The sequence below is a fragment of the Micromonospora sp. NPDC049275 genome, from assembly GCF_043197115.1.
In the GTDB taxonomy this organism is placed as follows: Bacteria; Actinomycetota; Actinomycetes; order Mycobacteriales; family Micromonosporaceae; genus Micromonospora.
Map to the genome: position 1 here is coordinate 147670 of NZ_JBICSN010000002.1, position 16305 is coordinate 163974.

The following is a 16305-nucleotide window of genomic DNA, read 5'->3' on the forward strand; positions in this document are numbered from 1 at the left end:
ACAGGGGGTGGTGAACTTGACCGAGCTGCGCTTCTCAGCCCAGCCGTGGCAATCGGCGAAGAATCACCCGTCCTGTCGCGCCCCTCGGGCTGCCAGGGCAGAGTAGCGGGTTACCGACGACGTCCGAAGGTGTCAGCGGTGGCGATCTCAATAGGATGCGCGCATGTCTCGGCCACTGATCTTCGACCTATTCCACACTCTCGTCCACGGTGCCGACGACGAACGTGACCGGGTAGTTGGTGAGATGGCGCTCGTGGTCGGGGTGGCGCCGGCCGCGCTGGTCGCTGCGTACCACGCCACCTGGCGCGACCGGCTGGTCCGGTGGGACGTGGAGGAGACCGTCCGCATTCTCGCCGGTCGCCTCGGCGGCACGCCAACCGACGAACAGGTGACACGGGCCGGTGGACATCGGCGAGCCCTCGCGCGCCGGGTGCTGGGCACTGTCTCGACCGCCACGTTGGACGTGCTGGACGCGCTGCGCGACGACGGGCATCCGTTGGCCCTGATCAGCAACGCCACCTCGGAGACCGCCGAGGCATGGCCGGACAGCCGGCTTGCCCGCCGCTTCGACGTCGCGGTCTTCTCCTGCGAAGTCGGACTGGCCAAGCCCGACCCCGCGATCTATCGCATCGCCGCTGAGCGGTTGGGCGTCGCGCCGCCAGAATGCGTCTTCGTCGGTGACGGCGCAGACGGCGAACTGGCCGGCGCGGCGGCAGTCGGTATGACAGTGCTTCGTACCACCGAGCACAACGACACCGACCCAGGCTGGGGCGGACGTGCGATCGCTACCCTTGGCGACCTGCCCGGCCTGCTGCGCGAGTCGACCGGTCCACGTTCCGCCTTCACGTCAGTCACGGAATCGCCCGCCGGAGTCGCATCGGCGTAGCCGCGCCTCAAGTGTCGCCCTCAGCCATTCAGCCAGTTGTCGTCGACTTCGTCCGGTTGGCTCACCGGTTGATCGTCCCGCGGGTTTGACGCGGAGGCGCGTCGACGAATCGCGTTTCCGCCCGGGTGGTGCCGGCCCGCTGTGAGACTGGGCGAGTGCCGGCACTGTCGGTGCGTCGGCGCTGGCCGACTCGACGTGGCGAGGTGGGGAAGATGGCCAACGACAACGAAATCCGTCCCTTCCGGCTGGACACACCGGAGGACGCCATCGCCGACCTACGTCGCCGGATTGCGGCTGCCCGCTGGCCCACTCGCGAATTGGTCACCGATCGCTCGCAGGGGGTGCAGCTGGCGACGGTCCAGGAGTTGGCCCGCTACTGGATGACCGACTACGACTGGCGTGCGTGCGAGACGAAGGTGAATTCGCTGCCGCAGTACACGACGAACATCGACGGCGTCGAGATTCACTTCATCCACGTGCGGTCGCAGCACGAGAGCGCCTTGCCACTGATCATGACGCACGGCTGGCCGGGCTCGGTCGTCGAGCTGCTCGGGGCCGTCGGTCCGCTGACCGACCCGACGGCGCACGGCGGCACCCCCGAGGACGCGTTCCACCTGGTGTTGCCCTCCTTGCCCGGCTACGGCTTCTCCGGCGAGCCGACCGAGCCTGGCTGGAATTCGGCGCGGATGGCACAGGCGTGGGCGAAACTCATGGACCGCCTCGGGTATTCGCGCTACGTCGCACAGGGTGGCGACGTCGGCGCCGCCGTCACGGACGCCATGGGGCGCCAAGGACCCGAAGGGCTTGTCGGCATTCACGTGAATCTGCTCGCCGGGGCGAGCGCGATCAAGGATCAGCTGCCGGCAAATTCTGAGCAGGAACGCGCCGCGCTCGACGCGCTCAAGCTGTTCTCGATGGACGGTTTCGGCTACTTCCTGGAGCAGTCCACCAGGCCGCAGACGATCGGCTATTCGCTGCTGGACTCGCCTGTCGGGATGGCGGCCTGGATGCTCGACCACGACACGGACAGCTACTACAAGATCTCCCGCGCGTTCCTCGACGGTGAGTCCGTCGGCGGTCTCACCCGGGACAGCATCCTCGACAACATCACGCTGTACTGGTTGACCGGCACCGGTGCTTCGTCCGCCCGGTGGTACTGGGAGCAGGGGCGGTTTCAAGCAGCGGCCCAGGCGGCCGGTCAGACTCCGCCGCCGGTCACGGTTCCGGTTGGCTTCACCACGTTCCCGGGCGAGATCTGGGCCGCTCCGCGTAGCTGGGCCGAGGCGGTGTACCCCGGCATCGCGTACTTCAACGAGGCCGACCGCGGCGGGCACTTCGCGGCATGGGAGGAGCCGGAACTCTTCTCCGCCGAGCTGCGGGCGTCGTTCCGACCGCTGCGAAACGCCTGACGGCCTCACCCGCTGACGGACGTGCCGATCGGAACACCCCTGTGCGTGGCATCTGGCCTGACCTGGGCGACGGTGGCCGGCCGCATATCCGGCGACCCGACGGGAAAGCGCGGGGCGTCCGAGAGCCCACACCGGAGCAGGAGAAAAACATGCCTTTCATCACCGTGGGGACGGAAAACTCCGCACCCATCGACCTGTACTACGAGGACCACGGATCCGGTCAGCCGGTCGTGTTGATCGCAGGCTTCCCGTTCAACGGGGCGACCTTCGAGAAGGCGACAAACGCCCTGCTCAACGCCGGATACCGGACGATCACCTACGATCGACGCGGCTACGGCAACTCCGCCCAGCCGGCGTTCGGGTACGACTACAACACGTTCGCGGCAGACCTGGACGTGCTGATGACCGAGCTGGACCTTCACGACGCGACCCTCGTGGGTCACTCGATGGGCACCGGCGAGGTGGTCCGCTACCTGGCCAACTACGGCTCCCAGCGAGTGAGTCGCGGTGTGCTGCTCAGCCCGCTGCAACCCATGCTGGCCAAGGCGAAGGACAACCCGGAGGGCGTCGACACGAGCCTCTTCAAGGGATTCCAGCAGGCCATCATCAAGGACCGCTACGCCTACCTGACGTCGTTCTGCGACGCGTTCTTCAACTACAGCGAGAACAAGGGCAAGTCGGTCAGCGAGGATGCCTACCGGGGGCACTGGCAGATCGGCGCGATGGCCTCCGCCAGGGCCACCCACGACAGCGTGAGCGCCTGGCAGGAGGACTTCCGCCCCGACCTGCCGAAGATCGACGTGCCGATCCTGATCATGCAGGGCGACAAGGACAACGTGCTGCCCTACCCGGTGACCGGTCAGCGGCTCGGGCCGATGATGCCGACCGCCAATCTGATCACGCTCAAGGGCGCGCCGCACGGCATTCCGTGGACGCACGCCGACGAGGTCAACAAGGCGATCATGGACTTCATGAAGCAGCCGGCCAAGGCTCGCGCCTGACGAGTACCGGTAGCCGATCGGACGCCAGCGTCACGATGACGCTGCGGCACCCGACCCCTTCCCGGGTCGGGTGCCGTCGGCGTTTCACGGCCGGCGGGCCACCACCGCGCCGTTCGCGCCGGGGGCGTCGAACGGCACGGTACGGACGTCGACGAAACCCGCGTCGGTGAGCCACGCGCCGTACTCGGCGGCCGAGTAGTTCCGGCCCCCCTCGGTCTCGACAAGCATGTTCATGCCCATCAGGGCCGCCTCCGGTGGCCCGGTGCGCTCGTCGTTGAGCAGCAGCTCGCAGACGACTATCGCCCCGCCGGACGGCAGCGCCTCATGACACCTCGCCAACAGCGCCCGGTTCGTCGGCTCGTCCCAGTCGTGCAGGATCATGCTGAGCAGGATGACGTCGTGCCCGTCCGGCAACGCGGGATCGGCGAGGAAGTCGCCGGGCACCGCGTCGATCCGATCGGTCAGACGCGCCTCCGCGATCCGCTCCCGCGCCCGCACGCACACGTGCGGCAGGTCCAGGACCGTCGCGCGCAGCTCGGGTAGGCGGCGGCAGAACTCGATCGGGAACGCGCCGGCCCCGCCACCCACGTCGAGCAGCCGACGGTACGCGGAGAAGTCGTACGCGTCGGCGAGCGCGCTCGCCGTGAAGCTGGACGTCGAATACATGGCGTCCCAGAACTGCGCCAGCATCAACGGGTCCTCGGTGTCGAACATGGACTGCTGCGACTCGGGGTCCCAGGTCAACGGTCGATCCGTGCGCAGCGCGTCGCCGATCCGGTGCCACGGCAGGTAGGTGCGCAGGTCGGAGTAGCGGATCTGGGCGCCGAAGTAGTAGGGGCGGCCCTCGACCAGGAACTGCTCGGCCAACTCGGTGTTGCGGTAGCCGTCGCCGGCCTTCTCGAGCAGGCCGAGCGAGGCGCACGCGGCGAGCAGCAGGTCCGCCGGCCGGTCGGGCAGCCCGAACTCGGCGGAGGCCTGCTCGACTGTCATCGTCCGCCCGCCGGCTAGCCGGGTGAACAGACCGAGGTCGACGCCGGCCGCGAGGGTCTTGAACCCCCACACGCCGGCCACGAGCTGCATGAGCGGAGTCGGAGTGACCATGGCGACATGAGATCACACATCACACGTTTCCACGATGGACGGTCACGCCCGGATCAGCGTCACCAGCCCCGCGGCCACCAGCACCCCGGCCCAGAGCCGATCGACGTTGAACCAGGCCCGACGCAGCACCCCGACCCCGAGCACCTGGTAGACAAGCATCGCCACGACGAACGCGGTGCCCAGCATCGCCACGGTGTGCACGCCCGCCGCCGCCAACCCGGTCAGCGCACCGACCGGCGCGGCGGCCAGGTGCCCGGAGTGACCTCCGGGCACCGGCTCGGCGACCAGCACCGGCAGCAGCATCAGCCCCGCGCCGTGCGCCGACGACATGAGGAACGACCAGCCAACGAGCTGTGCCGAGGACAGCCGCATCCCCGCCCAGCGGAAGTGCCGCTCGGAGAGCAGCCGCCACAACCCGAAGCCGACCAGCAGCACGCCGCCGACCACCGCCAGGGCGGTGCTCGCCGTCACCGACCTGGTCGCGGTGACCAGGGCGGCGACGATCGCCACCGACGCCAGGTGCCCCGCCGCGATCGGTGGCAGCGCGCGCAGCAGCGCCGCCCGGTCGCGTTCCTGCAGGCCCCGGGCCACCGCGAACAGCCAGCCCATCGCCGGGTTCAGGCCGTGGAACGCGCCGAGCGCCGCGAGCGTGGCGAGGGTCCCGACGGTCACGGGAAGCAGTACGAGTCGGAGGACGCGTCCCCGCCCTGCAGGCGGGTCTGGTGCACCCGCCGGCCCCGGAACTCCTCACCGTGCGGGAAGAACCTCTCGTCCGGCGTGAGGCCGCCGGCGTCCACGTCGACGTCGAGCTTCGCCAGCCAGGCGCCCACGCCGTCCGGATAGAACTGGTCGTCCCACGCGCCGTAGAGGGAGTTGCTGACGTAGACCCGCCGCCCATCCCTGCTCACCTCGACCATCTGCGGACCACCCGCGAGGGCCTCGTCCGGTGCGGACGGGTGCGCTGTGCGGCGGACGATCCCGCCGAGGTGCACCGAACCGGTCTGCACCGGGTGCAGCGGGTCGCTGACGTCGTACTGGCGCAGCTCACCGGTGCCCCAGCAGGAGACGTAGAGGAACCGGTCGTCCACCGACAGGTCGATGTCGGTCACCAGCGGCGGCACCGCGCCGAACGGCTTGAGCAGGTCCGGCAGATCCGCCGGGTCGGCCGGCTCGGCCGGGATGTCGATCACCTTGGTGACCGCCCAGGCGTCCCCGTCGCGGTGCCACAGCCAGATCGAGGCGGACAGGTCCTCGACGCTGATCACCACCCCGACGAACCCGTACGACTTGCGCGGATCGTGCGCCGGGCGCAGCTCCAGCGGCATCTGGTACTGATCACCCAGGTCGACCCGCTGCACGTGCCGACGTTTCGCGAGGTCCCAGAAGTGGATGGCATGGCCGTAGCGTCGGCCCAGCAGCAGCTCGCCGATGATCCCGTCCTCGATCATCGACGGGGTGCCCCACTCGCTGGTGACCAGCACGTCCTGGGTGAGGTGCCACCACACGTCGTACGCCAGGAACTGCGGGCCCCGGTCGGCCTCCCACGCCCCGCGGACGTCGAACGTGGTGTGGTCCAGGATGGCGATGCCACCCGGGCCCTCGGCGCCGTCCGCGCCGCCCAGGGCGGACAGGTAGATGCCGTCCGGGCCGCAGTGCACGGTGTGCGGCCGGGAGTAGCCGGCCCGCTTCGACAGCTCCTCCGGCCCGATCACCTTGACGACCTGCGGTTGGCGCGGGTCGGGCTGGGTGTCGAGCACGTGGATGCGCGACGAGCGCAGGCCGGGCACGATCAGGTAGCGCCGCTCGACGTGCGGGTGCGGGGCGGTCGGGCAGAGCGCGCTGCTGCACGCGTTCCACCCGAAGTGGTGCACCTCGTCGCCCAGGTGCGGCAGGTCGGTCCAGCCGACGACCCGGCCGTAGTCGGGGGAGTCGGGGTCGGTGTCCAGCACCGCTATGGCGTCCGGACGGCTGGCGCTGCGGTCGAAGGCCGCCACGTAGGCGAGCTTCTCCGCCGGCGCGGTCGCCGCCTCGCTGGGCGACGGGTAGAAGGTGGGGTCGGGCGTCCAGCGGGTCATCGGGTCTCCGCTCGTTCAGGTGGTGGGAACGCCGAGTCGGTCGAGCAGGTGGCGGCGCAGCGCGCCGAAGCCCGGGTCGTCAGGCGTACGGGTGGGGCCGAGGTCGACGGGCAACTCCGCGGCGATGCGGCCGTCGTCGAGGAGCAGGATCCGGTCGGCGAGCAGCAGCGCCTCCTCCACGTCGTGGGTGACAAGCAGGGCGGCGAAACCGTGCTCGGCGCGCAGCCGGCGCAGCAGCACCTGCATCCGCAGCCGGGTGAGCGCGTCCAGGGCCCCGAACGGTTCGTCGAGCAGCAGCAGGTCCGGTTCGCGGACCAGGGCCCGCGCGACGGCCACCCGCTGCGCCTGCCCGCCGGACAGCTCGGCCGGCCAGGCCCGGTGCCGCTCGGCAAGCCCAACCTCCCGCAACGCCCTGTCGACGCGCCCGGCGGTGTCCGGACCGGACAGGCCGAGCCCGACGTTCGCCGCCACCCGCTTCCAGGGCAGGAGCCGGTGTTCCTGGAAGACCACGGCGGCGGTGCCGTGCACGACCGTCTCGCCGCCGGCGTCGCCGTCCAGGCCGGCGAGGACCCGCAGGAGGGTGCTCTTGCCGGAACCGCTGGAGCCCAGCAGAGCCACCACCTCACCCCGCGCGATGGTCAGGTCGACCCCGGCCAGCACGACCGCCGGCCCGAAGGCCCGGTGGATCGCGTGGGCGGTCAGCACCGGCGTCGCGCCGGTCAGCTGGCTCGCAGTCCGCGTCGCCATGTCAACATCCTCCTCTCCGCAACGCGCAGGGCAAGGTCGGATATCAGCCCGAGCAGCGCGTAGACGAGCAGGCCGAGGACCACGACGTCGGTCTGACTGAACTCCCGCGCCTCCATCATCAGGAAACCGATGCCGGTCTGGGCATTGACCTGTTCGCCGACGACGAGGCTGAGCCAGGCCGCCCCGATCGCGAGGCGCAGGCCGAGAAAGAGCGACGGCAGCGCGCCGGGCAGCACCACGTGGCGCAGCCGGGCGGCCTGCCCGAGCCCGCAGGCGCGGGCCGCCTCCACCAACCGTTCGTCGATGTCCCGGATGCCGGCGTAGGTGTTGAAGTAGATGGGAAAGAACGCGCCCAGGGCCACCAGGCTGATCTTCAACGACTCACCGATGCCGACCCAGATGATCAGCAGCGGCACGAGGCCCAGGTGCGGCAGCATCCGGGCCATCTGCACCGGCGGGTCGACCAGGTCGTCGCCGAGGCGCAACAGGCCGGCCACCGTACCCAGGACCAGCGCCAGGACGCCGCCGATGAGCAGCCCCGCGCCGGCCCGGGTGAGCGAGTCCAGGAGGTGGACGGCGAGCGTACCGTCGCGGGACAGTCGCCAGCCGGTGGCGAGCACGTCGCTCGGCGCGGGCAGCTTCTCCGGCGCCAGCACCCCGGTGCGGGCGGCCAGCTCCCAGCCCAGCACCAACACGACCGGGCTGACCAGCCGTCGCCACCGCCGGGTCGGCCGGGGTCGTCGGAGGTCGGGCGCCGCGACGGCCGCGGCCTCCGGCGGCGTTTCCAACAGAGGTGTACGGCTCACTGGAACACCGCGCTGAAGCGGTCGTCCACCCGGCCTTTGATGTCGACCGGGCCCGGAATGAGGTCCAGCGCGATGAAGCTGTCGGTGATGGCCTGGAGTTCGTCGCCGATGGCCGGAGTGACCGGGGCGAGCGGCTTGGCGCTGCGGTCCAGGGCGCGGCTGGTGACGTCCTCCGGGATCTTCAGCTCCGGCGCGAGCGTGCGGGCCCGCTCCTGCGGGTTCGCGATGCCCCAGTCGGTCACTTCGCGGTAGCGCTGTAGGAACGCCCGGATGTCGTCCGTGCGCTTGGCGACCGCGTCGGGGGCGGCCAGCACGTACTCGCGGTTGCTGGCCAGGCCTGTCGCGTCCGCGAGCACCCGCACGCCCGGCTGCTCGGCAAGCGCGAAGTACGGGTCCCAGATCACCCAGGCGTCGACCTGCCCACTGTCGAACGCGGGTCGCCCCTCGGCCGGCTTGAGGTACTTGACCTTGATGTCCTGCAACGTCATCTTGTTGGCCTCCAGCAGCCGGACCAGCAGCCAGTGCACGTTGGAGCCCTTGTTGAGGGCGATGGTCTTGCCCTTGAGGTCGGCGAAGCTGCGGTAGCCGCTGTCGGCCTTGACGAGCACCGCCTCACCCTGCGGGATCGGCGCCGAGGTGCCGATGATGGAGAACGGGATCTTTCCGGCGGCGGCGAAGACGGGTGGGGCCTCGCCGACCTGTCCGATGTCGATCGAGCCGGCCTTGAGCGCCTCGGTGAGCGCCGGCCCGCTCTCGAACAGCGACCACTCGACGCCCGGGGTCTCGCCGCGCGCCTTGACCAGGCTGAGCCCTCCGAAGCGCTGGTAGCCGATCCGCAGCTTGCCCGCCTTGCCTCCGGCGTCGGCGGACTCGCCGCAGGCGCTCACGGCGGCGCCGGCGAGCAGGACCACTGCGGTGAACGCGGCCGTCAGCAGGCGGCGACGCGGGGGATGACTCGGCGAGGGGGTACGCATGGCGGCTCCTTGGATCGGGCAGGTGCGCCGGGCCGCATCGACCGGCGTGGGGTGGCGTGGGCGGTAGCCTACTAACCCGATAGGTTTTATGGGTAGGCTGTCGCCGGGATCGTCCCACCCCTCAGGAGGTGCCCGCCTCACCGCGCGCGCCGCCCGCACCCGCACCGCCGCGCACTGGAGGAAAGAGCCCCGATGACCCTCACCTTCCACTGGTTCCTGCCCACCAACGGCGACAGCCGGGACGTCGTCGGCGGCGGCCACGGCGTGCCGACGGGGGCCGCCGGAGGCGCCCGACCGGCCAGCGTGGCCTACCTGGGTCAGATCGCCCGCACCGCCGAGCAGCTCGGCTTCGTCGGCGCGCTCACCCCCACCGGCGCGTGGTGCGAGGACGCCTGGTTGAGCACGGCGATGCTCACCGAGGTCACCGAACGCCTCAGGTTCCTGGTGGCCTTCCGGCCCGGCCTGACCTCACCCACCCTCGCGGCTCAGATGGCCTCGACGTTCCAGCGACTGTCCCGGGGCCGTCTGCTGCTCAACGTGGTCACCGGGGGAGAGTCCTCGGAGCAGCGGGCGTACGGCGACTTCCTGGACAAGGACGCCAGGTACGCGCGGGCCGACGAGTTCCTGCACGTCGTCCACGCGCTGTGGCGAGGTGAGACGGTCGACCACCACGGCGACCACCTGCGCGTCGAGCAGGCGCGGCTGCATCGGCTGCCCGACCCGACGCCGCCTGTCTACTTCGGTGGCTCGTCCGCCGCCGCCCTGCCGGTGGCGGTGCGGCACAGCGACGTCTACCTCACCTGGGGCGAGCCGCCGACCCAGGTCGCCGACAAACTGGACCGGGTGCGAGCGCTGGCCGCCGACGCCGGGCGGGAGCTGCGCTTCGGCATCCGACTGCACGTCATCGCCCGGGACACCGCCGACGAGGCGTGGGCGCAGGCTCGCCGCCTGCTCAGCGGCATCTCCGAGGCGGACATCCGGGCCGTGCAGGACGGGCTGCGCCGCAGCGAGTCCGAGGGACAGCGCCGGATGCTCGACCTGCACGGCGGCTCCCGCGACAGCCTGGAGGTCTCGCCCAACCTGTGGGCAGGCGTCGGGCTGGTCCGGGGCGGCGCGGGCACCGCACTCGTCGGCAGTCACCGCGAGATCGCCGACCGGATCGCCGAGTACCACGCGCTGGGCATCGACGAGTTCATCCTCTCCGGCTATCCGCACCTGGAGGAGGCGTACTGGTTCGGCGAGGGCGTCCTGCCGATTTTGCGCGAGCGCGGCCTGTGGCGGCACCCCGACGGCCAGCCGGGGCCGACGGACCACGTCGAGGTCCCGTTCGCCGGGACGTCGACGCCGCGCCCGCGACCCGCGTCCCTGATCGGTGGCAGCTGAGCAACTCGACACGCCGCGCACCGCCCTGCTGAGCTGCCACCGATCGCCGCGCCGCCTCCGGTTACGCGCCGGTGGCGTCCCAGACCACCACGTGCACGACGAACGCCTGGTCGGCGCGGGTGTCCGTGATCGTCGCGAACCCGAGCCGACCCTCCGAGGTACGGAAGCAGAAGTCGGCGCCGTCCGTGAACGAGGGCAGCGCCGACCCGGCGGCCGACGCGACGCAGCCGGCGTACGCCTGGGCGGGGTTGCCCCCGGAATACGGGTAGACGTTGGGCCCGTTGGCGACCCGGACGTTGTCCGCCCGCACCTGTCCCCAGTCGTGGTAGAGGTCGAGCCCGTCGGTCGCCCCGCCGGAGTGTTTCGCGACGACCTGCTGCTCGGGCCGGTCGACGTCGACGGCGGCGAAACGGGGCAACACGACGCTCCGGTCCACGAGCGTGCGGGGCGCGTCCGGGTCCGTCGCGGTCGTACCCCCTGGGGCCGTGGTGGCCTGGGTGGGCGTCGACCCGAGCGGCGCGGCGGCGGCGGTGGTGGTCGGTGCGGGCGCGGGCGCCGACGTCGGCGGCGTTGCCGTCGACGAGCCGGCGGTGGGCGGCGGCGTCGACTGGCGGCCGAGCTGGGTCGCCACGACACCGCCGAGTACCAGGCAGCCCAGCGCCAGCAGCGCGATCGCGAGGCGGGTCCGCCGATACCACAGCCAGAACCCGGCGAGCAGCAGGACCGCGGTGAGGGTGAGAGCGAACAGCAGCACGTCCCGGCGCAGCACGCTCTCCACAGCGGTCACCACACCGAGGACGTTGGCCACCACGCCGATCACGGCGAGCGTCCGGATCCGATGATCGCCGCTGCCGCTCGCTGCGGGCGGCGTGGCCGACTCTCCCAACGCTTGCCTCCACTGTGGATGTAGCACGACTTCACGGGTGGGCGGGACCACCCGCCCCGTCATGATTCCATCGACGCGCTCGTACGCCAGGCGCCGCACACCGCGAGGATGTGCGGACGGCGAGTCGGCTATCCGACGGGCCACGGCGTCGCCGTCGATCCCGAACGGACTGTTGCCCCGGCCGGTGACGATCCTCTACGGTCTGCTGAAGCGGTGGGCGGTGCGGTCCGCATCCGACCGAACACCGCCGGATGCTCGTCGCGCGGGCCGGGATGGTGGAGTCCCGGGCCACCCCGTGGGCGGGAGTTCCGGCGGACGTGTGACTCCAGCTCGTACCCCGGGTGGCTGCTGCCCGGCGCGGCTCCAGGCGGAGCCGACGGCGAGCCGGACACGCCGATCACCACCGGAGAGTCCCTGTGTTCCTCAGCCCCCACGAGCAGGACCGCCTGCTCGTCCACGTCGCGGCCGATGTCGCCCGGCGCCGCCGCGAACGCGGCCTGCGCCTCAACTATCCCGAAGCTGTCGCGATGATCACCGCCTTCCTGCTCGAAGGGGCCCGCGACGGCCGGTCGGTGGTCGACCTCATGTCGGCCGGCCGGACCGTGCTCGGCCGCGACGACGTCCAGGACGGCATCCCCGAGCTGCTGAGGGAGGTGCAGGTGGAGGCCACGTTCCCGGACGGCACCAAGCTCGTGACGGTGCACCACCCGATCCCGTGATCCCCGGAGAGATCCTGCCGGCGGCCAGCCCGGTGGAGATCAACGTGGGCCGGCCGGTGACCACTCTGGTCGTGGTCAACACCGCCGACCGGCCGGTGCAGGTGGGCTCGCACTACCACTTCGCCGAGACCAACCCGGCCCTGAGCTTCGACCGGGACGCCGCCTGGGGGCAGCGCCTCGCCGTACCGGCGGGCACCTCGGTCCGTTTCGAGCCGGGCGTCAGCCGCAGCGTGGACCTGGTCCCGCTCGGCGGCGCGCGCATCGTGCCGGGCCTGCGCGGGGAGTGCGCCGGCCCGCTGGATGAGCCATCCCCGGCCACGCCGACGACCGACGTGGCGGCGACTGACGGGCCGGCGCGGTGAGCGCCGTGCGGCGGGACCGCTACATCGACCTGTACGGACCCACCACCGGCGACCGCATCCGGCTGGCCGACACGAGCCTGCTGATCGAGGTGGAGACCGACCACTGCGTCGGCGGCGACGAGGCAGTCTTCGGCGGTGGGAAGGTGATCCGGGAGTCGATGGGGCAGTCGCGGGCCACCCGCGCCGAAGGTGCCCTCGACACCGTCATCACCGGTGCCGTGGTGCTCGACCACTGGGGTGTGGTCAAGGCCGACGTGGGACTGCGGGACGGGCGGATCGTCGCCCTCGGCCGAGCCGGCAACCCGGACACCATGCCCGGCGTCCACCCGGACCTGGTCATCGGCCCGGCCACCGAGGTGATCGCCGGCAACGGCCGGATCCTCACCGCCGGCGCGGTCGACACCCACGTGCACTTCATCTGCCCGCAGATCGTCACCGAGGCGCTCGCCAGCGGCATCACCACGCTCGTCGGTGGCGGCACCGGTCCCGCCGAGGGCACCCGGGCCACCACTGTCACCCCGAACGCCTGGCACCTGGCCCGGATGCACGAGGCGCTGGACACGCTGCCGGTCAACGTGCTGCTGCTCGGCAAGGGCAACACCGTCTCCACGGAGGCGCTCTGGGAGCAGCTGCGGGCGGGCGCGGGCGGTTTCAAACTGCACGAGGACTGGGGCACCACGCCGGCGGCGATCGACGCCTGCCTGCGGGTGGCGGACGCCTCCGGGGTGCAGGTGTCGATCCACACCGACACCCTCAACGAGGCCGGTTTCGTGGCCGACACCCTGCGCGCGATCGGTGGACGGGCAATCCACTCGTACCACACCGAGGGAGCGGGAGGCGGGCACGCGCCGGACATCATCACGGTGGCCAGCGAGCCGAACGTGCTGCCGTCGTCGACAAACCCGACCCGCCCGTACACCCGGAACACCCTCGCCGAGCACCTGGACATGCTGATGGTCTGCCACCATCTCAACCCGTCCGTGCCGGAGGACCTGGCCTTCGCCGAGAGCCGGATCCGACCGTCCACCATGGCAGCCGAGGACCTGCTGCACGACCTCGGCGCGATCTCCATCATCGGCTCCGACGCGCAGGCGATGGGTCGGGTGGGTGAGGTGATCCTGCGGACCTGGCAGAGCGCCCACGTCATGAAGGAGCGGGTGGGCGCGCTGCCGGGCGACGGCGCGGCCGACAACCACCGCGCCCGACGGTACGTGGCGAAGTACACGATCTGCGCGGCGATGGCCAACGGGCTGGAGCGGGAGATCGGCTCGGTCGAGCCCGGCAAGCTCGCCGACCTGGTGCTCTGGGACCCGGCGTTCTTCGGCGTACGACCGCACCTCGTGCTCAAGGGCGGCATGATCGCGTACGCCCAGATGGGTGACGCCAACGCGTCGATCCCGACGCCGCAGCCGATGCTGCCGCGGCCGATGTTCGGGGCGTACGGCGCCGCGGCGGCCGCCACCAGCCTGACGTTCGTGGCGCCGGCGGCCCTGGACGCCGGTCTGCGCCTGGACGTGCGGCGGCGCGTGGTGCCGGTCGCCGACGTGCGGTCCCGGGGCAAGGCGGACCTGCCGGAGAACAACGCCATGCCGCACATCGAGGTGGACCCGGACACCTTCACCGTGCGGATCGACGGCGAGGTGGTGGAGCCCGACCCGGTGCCTCAGCTGCCGATGGCTCAGCGGTACTTCCTGTTCTGATGGCGACGTCGAGCCTGCTCCTGTTGCTCGCCGACGGCCGCTTCCCGGCCGGCGCGCACGCGCACTCCGGCGGTCTGGAGGCGGCCGTCGCCGCCGGCCGGGTCACCGACCTGGCCTCGTTGGAGTCGTTCCTGGTCGGCCGGCTGACCACCGCCGGGCTGGTCGGCGCGGCGTTCGCGGCGGCGGCGCACCGGGTGGCGCTGCCGGTCGGCGAACCGGACGGTTCCGGCGCGCGGTCGCGTGCCCTGGCCCAGCTCGACGCGGAGCTGGACGCGCGGACCGCCGCCCCGGCGTTGCGGGCCGTGTCCCGCCGTCAGGGACGGGCACTGCTGCGCGCCGGACGGGCCATCTGGCCGCAGGCGCCGTTCGGTGACCTGCCCGCCACACCCGGGGGAGCGCACCAGCCGCTGGTGCTCGGGCTGCTCTGCGCCGCCGCCGGGTTGAGCCGCACCGAGACCGCCACGGTCGCCGCGTACGGGACGGTGACCGGTGCGGCCAGTGCCGGCGTACGTCTGCTCGGTCTCGATCCCTACCAGGTCCAGGCCCTGCTGGTCGGCCTCGCCGACCTGTGCGACGGCACGGCCGCCGAAGCGGCACGCGCCGCCGACGATCCACCCGAGCGGCTGCCGGCCGCCGCCGCCCCGCTCGCCGACATCCATGCCGAAGCCCACGCCACCTGGGAGGTGCGTCTCTTTGCGTCCTGACACTGTTGAGCCGACCGCTGTACCCGCCGCTGTGCCCGCCGCCGGGCCGATTCCACCGCACGACGAGAGCGTTCCGCACACCCACCCCGAACCGGGGGTGGACCCGCACCCGCCCCTGGCCCGGTCGGGCCGGGCGCTGCGGGTCGGCATCGGCGGACCTGTCGGATCCGGCAAGACCGCCCTGGTGGCGGCCCTCTGCCGGGCGTTCGCCGACGAGTTGCGGCTCGGCGTGGTGACCAACGACATCTACACGACCGAGGACGCCGACTTCCTCAAGCGGGCCGGCGTCCTGGACCCGAGCCGGATCCGCGCGGTGGAGACCGGCTGCTGCCCGCACACCGCCATCCGCGACGACATCGGCGCCAACCTCGACGCGGTGGACGAACTGGCCGAGGCGCTCGGCCCTCTGGACCTGGTGCTGGTGGAGAGCGGCGGGGACAACCTGACCGCCACGTTCAGCCGGGGCCTGGTCGACCGGCAGATCTTCGTGGTCGACGTGGCCGGCGGGGACAAGGTGCCGCGCAAGGGCGGGCCCGGCGTCACGTCCGCGGACCTTCTCGTGATCAACAAGACCGATCTGGCGCCCATGGTGGGCGCCGACCTCGCGGTGATGGCCCGGGACGCCCGTGCCCGCCGTGGCGACCTCCCGACCCTCTTCCTGTCGATCGTCGGCGATCCGACGGCGGGTCGGGTCGCCGACTGGATCCGGCACGAGTTGGCCCATCACGTGGCCCTGCACCCCGTCGCCGCACCGGCCGGCCCGGCCTGATGCGAGCGTTCGCCCGGCTGGTGGCCCGCGCCGACGGCCGGGGCGGCACGGTCCTGACCGAGGTGCACGGCGAGACGCTGCTGCTGCTGCGGCAGACGCCGGGCGACTGTGGCGTCGCGACCGTGCACGTCGTGGGCGGGGCCGCCGGCCCGCTCGCCGGTGACGACCTCCGCCTGGAGATCGACGTGGGACCGGGAGCGGCGGTACGGGTGCACAGCGTCGCCGCGTCGGTGGTCCTGCCGGGCCGGCCCGGGGCGGTGTCGCGGATGGCCGTGCGGGCGGTGGTGCACGAAGGCGCGGCACTGCACTGGCTGCCCGAGCAACTGGTCGCGGCGGCCGGCTGCGCCCACCTCGCCGAATCCCGGATCGAGCTGGCCGCCGGGGCGAGGCTGAGCTGGCGGGACGAGTTGATCTGCGGCCGGTACGGCGAGGCGCCCGGCGGCGCTGTCGTGCACACCCGGGTCGACTACGACGGCCGGCCGCTGTTGCGCCAATCGCTGGCAGTGGGACCGCAGGCACCCGGCTGGGCCGGCCCCGCCGTGCTCGGTGGGGCCCCGGCCACCGGCTCGCTGCTGGTGGTGGACCCGTCGCGGCCCGCCCAGCCCGCGACGGCCGAAGGCACCGTTGCCCGGCTGCCGTTGGCCGGTGGCCCGGCGACCCTGTGGACCGCCACCGCCCCCGACGCGCACACCCTGCGCGCCCACCTCACCGTGCGCGAGGAGTGATCGAGTCCGACAGCCGATCCCCTGGTACTCCAACCTGACTTCGCCTGTCTGCGCTGGT

The 16305-nt window shown here is 71.9% G+C and carries 17 protein-coding genes; 10 read left to right on the top strand and 7 right to left on the bottom strand.

Going from position 1 to position 16305, the window contains the following annotated elements; translation table 11 throughout:
* Positions 1-163 precede the first annotated feature (163 nt).
* The 3 genes from ACGFIE_RS06070 to ACGFIE_RS06080 all read left to right on the top strand — a co-directional run bounded on the left by ACGFIE_RS06070 (position 164) and on the right by ACGFIE_RS06080 (position 3296).
* On the top strand, positions 164-886 hold the full coding sequence (locus ACGFIE_RS06070; protein WP_393291557.1) for an HAD family hydrolase: 723 nt from the start codon (positions 164-166) through the stop codon (positions 884-886).
* A 212-nt stretch (positions 887-1098) separates the two neighbouring features.
* The gene (locus tag ACGFIE_RS06075; protein ID WP_393291560.1) at positions 1099-2295 is read left to right on the top strand and encodes an epoxide hydrolase family protein; all 1197 of its coding nucleotides are present in this window, start codon (positions 1099-1101) and stop codon (positions 2293-2295) included.
* Positions 2296-2444: 149 nt separating this feature from the next.
* Positions 2445-3296 (top strand): alpha/beta fold hydrolase, encoded by an 852-nt coding sequence (locus tag ACGFIE_RS06080; RefSeq protein ID WP_393291562.1) that lies wholly within the window; start codon positions 2445-2447, stop codon positions 3294-3296.
* 84 nt (positions 3297-3380) lie between these two features.
* Here ACGFIE_RS06080 and ACGFIE_RS06085 read toward each other — a convergent pair whose 3' ends face one another.
* Genes ACGFIE_RS06085 through ACGFIE_RS06110 form a run of 6 tightly spaced genes read right to left on the bottom strand, consistent with a single transcriptional unit; the run spans position 3381 to position 8999 of the window.
* Positions 3381-4397, bottom strand: a complete 1017-nt coding sequence (locus ACGFIE_RS06085; protein WP_393291564.1) for a methyltransferase — start codon at positions 4395-4397, stop codon at positions 3381-3383.
* 42 nt (positions 4398-4439) lie between these two features.
* The gene (locus tag ACGFIE_RS06090; protein WP_393291566.1) at positions 4440-5069 is read right to left on the bottom strand and encodes a hypothetical protein; all 630 of its coding nucleotides are present in this window, start codon (positions 5067-5069) and stop codon (positions 4440-4442) included.
* Positions 5066-6472: a selenium-binding family protein gene (locus tag ACGFIE_RS06095; RefSeq protein ID WP_393291568.1), complete on the bottom strand. Its 1407-nt coding sequence runs from the start codon at positions 6470-6472 to the stop codon at positions 5066-5068. Before ACGFIE_RS06095 ends, ACGFIE_RS06090 begins: the two co-directional genes overlap by 4 nt.
* 15 nt (positions 6473-6487) lie before the next feature.
* Positions 6488-7219, bottom strand: a complete 732-nt coding sequence (locus ACGFIE_RS06100; RefSeq protein ID WP_393291571.1) for an ABC transporter ATP-binding protein — start codon at positions 7217-7219, stop codon at positions 6488-6490.
* Positions 7192-8025, bottom strand: a complete 834-nt coding sequence (locus ACGFIE_RS06105; RefSeq protein WP_363681950.1) for an ABC transporter permease subunit — start codon at positions 8023-8025, stop codon at positions 7192-7194. The genes ACGFIE_RS06100 and ACGFIE_RS06105 overlap by 28 nt, the downstream gene beginning before the upstream one ends.
* Positions 8022-8999 carry an aliphatic sulfonate ABC transporter substrate-binding protein gene (locus tag ACGFIE_RS06110; protein ID WP_393291574.1) on the bottom strand — a complete coding sequence of 326 codons (978 nt, stop codon included), beginning with the start codon at positions 8997-8999 and terminating at the stop codon, positions 8022-8024. Before ACGFIE_RS06110 ends, ACGFIE_RS06105 begins: the two co-directional genes overlap by 4 nt.
* A 192-nt stretch (positions 9000-9191) precedes the next feature.
* Here ACGFIE_RS06110 and ACGFIE_RS06115 point away from each other — a divergent pair, with 192 nt between their 5' ends.
* A complete protein-coding gene (locus tag ACGFIE_RS06115) occupies positions 9192-10382 on the top strand; it encodes an LLM class flavin-dependent oxidoreductase (RefSeq protein WP_393291576.1) in 1191 nt (396 codons plus the stop codon).
* A 61-nt stretch (positions 10383-10443) separates the two neighbouring features.
* Here the strand turns inward: ACGFIE_RS06115 and ACGFIE_RS06120 are convergent, their stop codons facing one another.
* Entirely contained in the window at positions 10444-11268 is an 825-nt protein-coding gene (locus ACGFIE_RS06120; protein ID WP_393291579.1) for a hypothetical protein, read from the bottom strand.
* 416 nt (positions 11269-11684) lie between these two features.
* On the opposite strand from ACGFIE_RS06120, the gene ACGFIE_RS06125 reads away from it, so the two are divergent.
* The 6 genes from ACGFIE_RS06125 to ACGFIE_RS06150 are packed head-to-tail and all read left to right on the top strand — an operon-like array spanning position 11685 to position 16247.
* Positions 11685-11987, top strand: a complete 303-nt coding sequence (locus ACGFIE_RS06125; protein ID WP_007461188.1) for an urease subunit gamma — start codon at positions 11685-11687, stop codon at positions 11985-11987.
* The gene (locus tag ACGFIE_RS06130; protein WP_393291582.1) at positions 11984-12349 is read left to right on the top strand and encodes an urease subunit beta; all 366 of its coding nucleotides are present in this window, start codon (positions 11984-11986) and stop codon (positions 12347-12349) included. The genes ACGFIE_RS06125 and ACGFIE_RS06130 overlap by 4 nt, the downstream gene beginning before the upstream one ends.
* Positions 12346-14049, top strand: a complete 1704-nt coding sequence (locus tag ACGFIE_RS06135; RefSeq protein ID WP_393291585.1) for an urease subunit alpha — start codon at positions 12346-12348, stop codon at positions 14047-14049. Before ACGFIE_RS06130 ends, ACGFIE_RS06135 begins: the two co-directional genes overlap by 4 nt.
* The gene (locus tag ACGFIE_RS06140; RefSeq protein WP_393291587.1) at positions 14049-14753 is read left to right on the top strand and encodes an urease accessory protein UreF; all 705 of its coding nucleotides are present in this window, start codon (positions 14049-14051) and stop codon (positions 14751-14753) included. Before ACGFIE_RS06135 ends, ACGFIE_RS06140 begins: the two co-directional genes overlap by 1 nt.
* Positions 14743-15522, top strand: a complete 780-nt coding sequence (gene ureG, locus ACGFIE_RS06145; RefSeq protein WP_393291590.1) for an urease accessory protein UreG — start codon at positions 14743-14745, stop codon at positions 15520-15522. Before ACGFIE_RS06140 ends, ureG begins: the two co-directional genes overlap by 11 nt.
* A complete protein-coding gene (locus ACGFIE_RS06150) occupies positions 15522-16247 on the top strand; it encodes an urease accessory protein UreD (protein ID WP_393291593.1) in 726 nt (241 codons plus the stop codon). The genes ureG and ACGFIE_RS06150 overlap by 1 nt, the downstream gene beginning before the upstream one ends.
* The last annotated feature ends 58 nt before the right edge of the window (positions 16248-16305 follow it).

What these genes read in the sequence shown, in the direction of transcription:
- ACGFIE_RS06070 (WP_393291557.1), top strand. Translation starts at nt 164, where the DNA reads ATGTCTCGGCCACTGATCTTCGACCTATTCCACACTCTCGTCCACGGT.
- ACGFIE_RS06075 (WP_393291560.1), top strand. Translation starts at nt 1,099, where the DNA reads ATGGCCAACGACAACGAAATCCGTCCCTTCCGGCTGGACACACCGGAG.
- ACGFIE_RS06080 (WP_393291562.1), top strand. Translation starts at nt 2,445, where the DNA reads ATGCCTTTCATCACCGTGGGGACGGAAAACTCCGCACCCATCGACCTG.
- ACGFIE_RS06085 (WP_393291564.1), bottom strand. Translation starts at nt 4,397, where the DNA reads ATGGTCACTCCGACTCCGCTCATGCAGCTCGTGGCCGGCGTGTGGGGG.
- ACGFIE_RS06095 (WP_393291568.1), bottom strand. Translation starts at nt 6,472, where the DNA reads ATGACCCGCTGGACGCCCGACCCCACCTTCTACCCGTCGCCCAGCGAG.
- ACGFIE_RS06100 (WP_393291571.1), bottom strand. Translation starts at nt 7,219, where the DNA reads ATGGCGACGCGGACTGCGAGCCAGCTGACCGGCGCGACGCCGGTGCTG.
- ACGFIE_RS06110 (WP_393291574.1), bottom strand. Translation starts at nt 8,999, where the DNA reads ATGCGTACCCCCTCGCCGAGTCATCCCCCGCGTCGCCGCCTGCTGACG.
- ACGFIE_RS06115 (WP_393291576.1), top strand. Translation starts at nt 9,192, where the DNA reads ATGACCCTCACCTTCCACTGGTTCCTGCCCACCAACGGCGACAGCCGG.
- ACGFIE_RS06140 (WP_393291587.1), top strand. Translation starts at nt 14,049, where the DNA reads ATGGCGACGTCGAGCCTGCTCCTGTTGCTCGCCGACGGCCGCTTCCCG.
- ACGFIE_RS06150 (WP_393291593.1), top strand. Translation starts at nt 15,522, where the DNA reads ATGCGAGCGTTCGCCCGGCTGGTGGCCCGCGCCGACGGCCGGGGCGGC.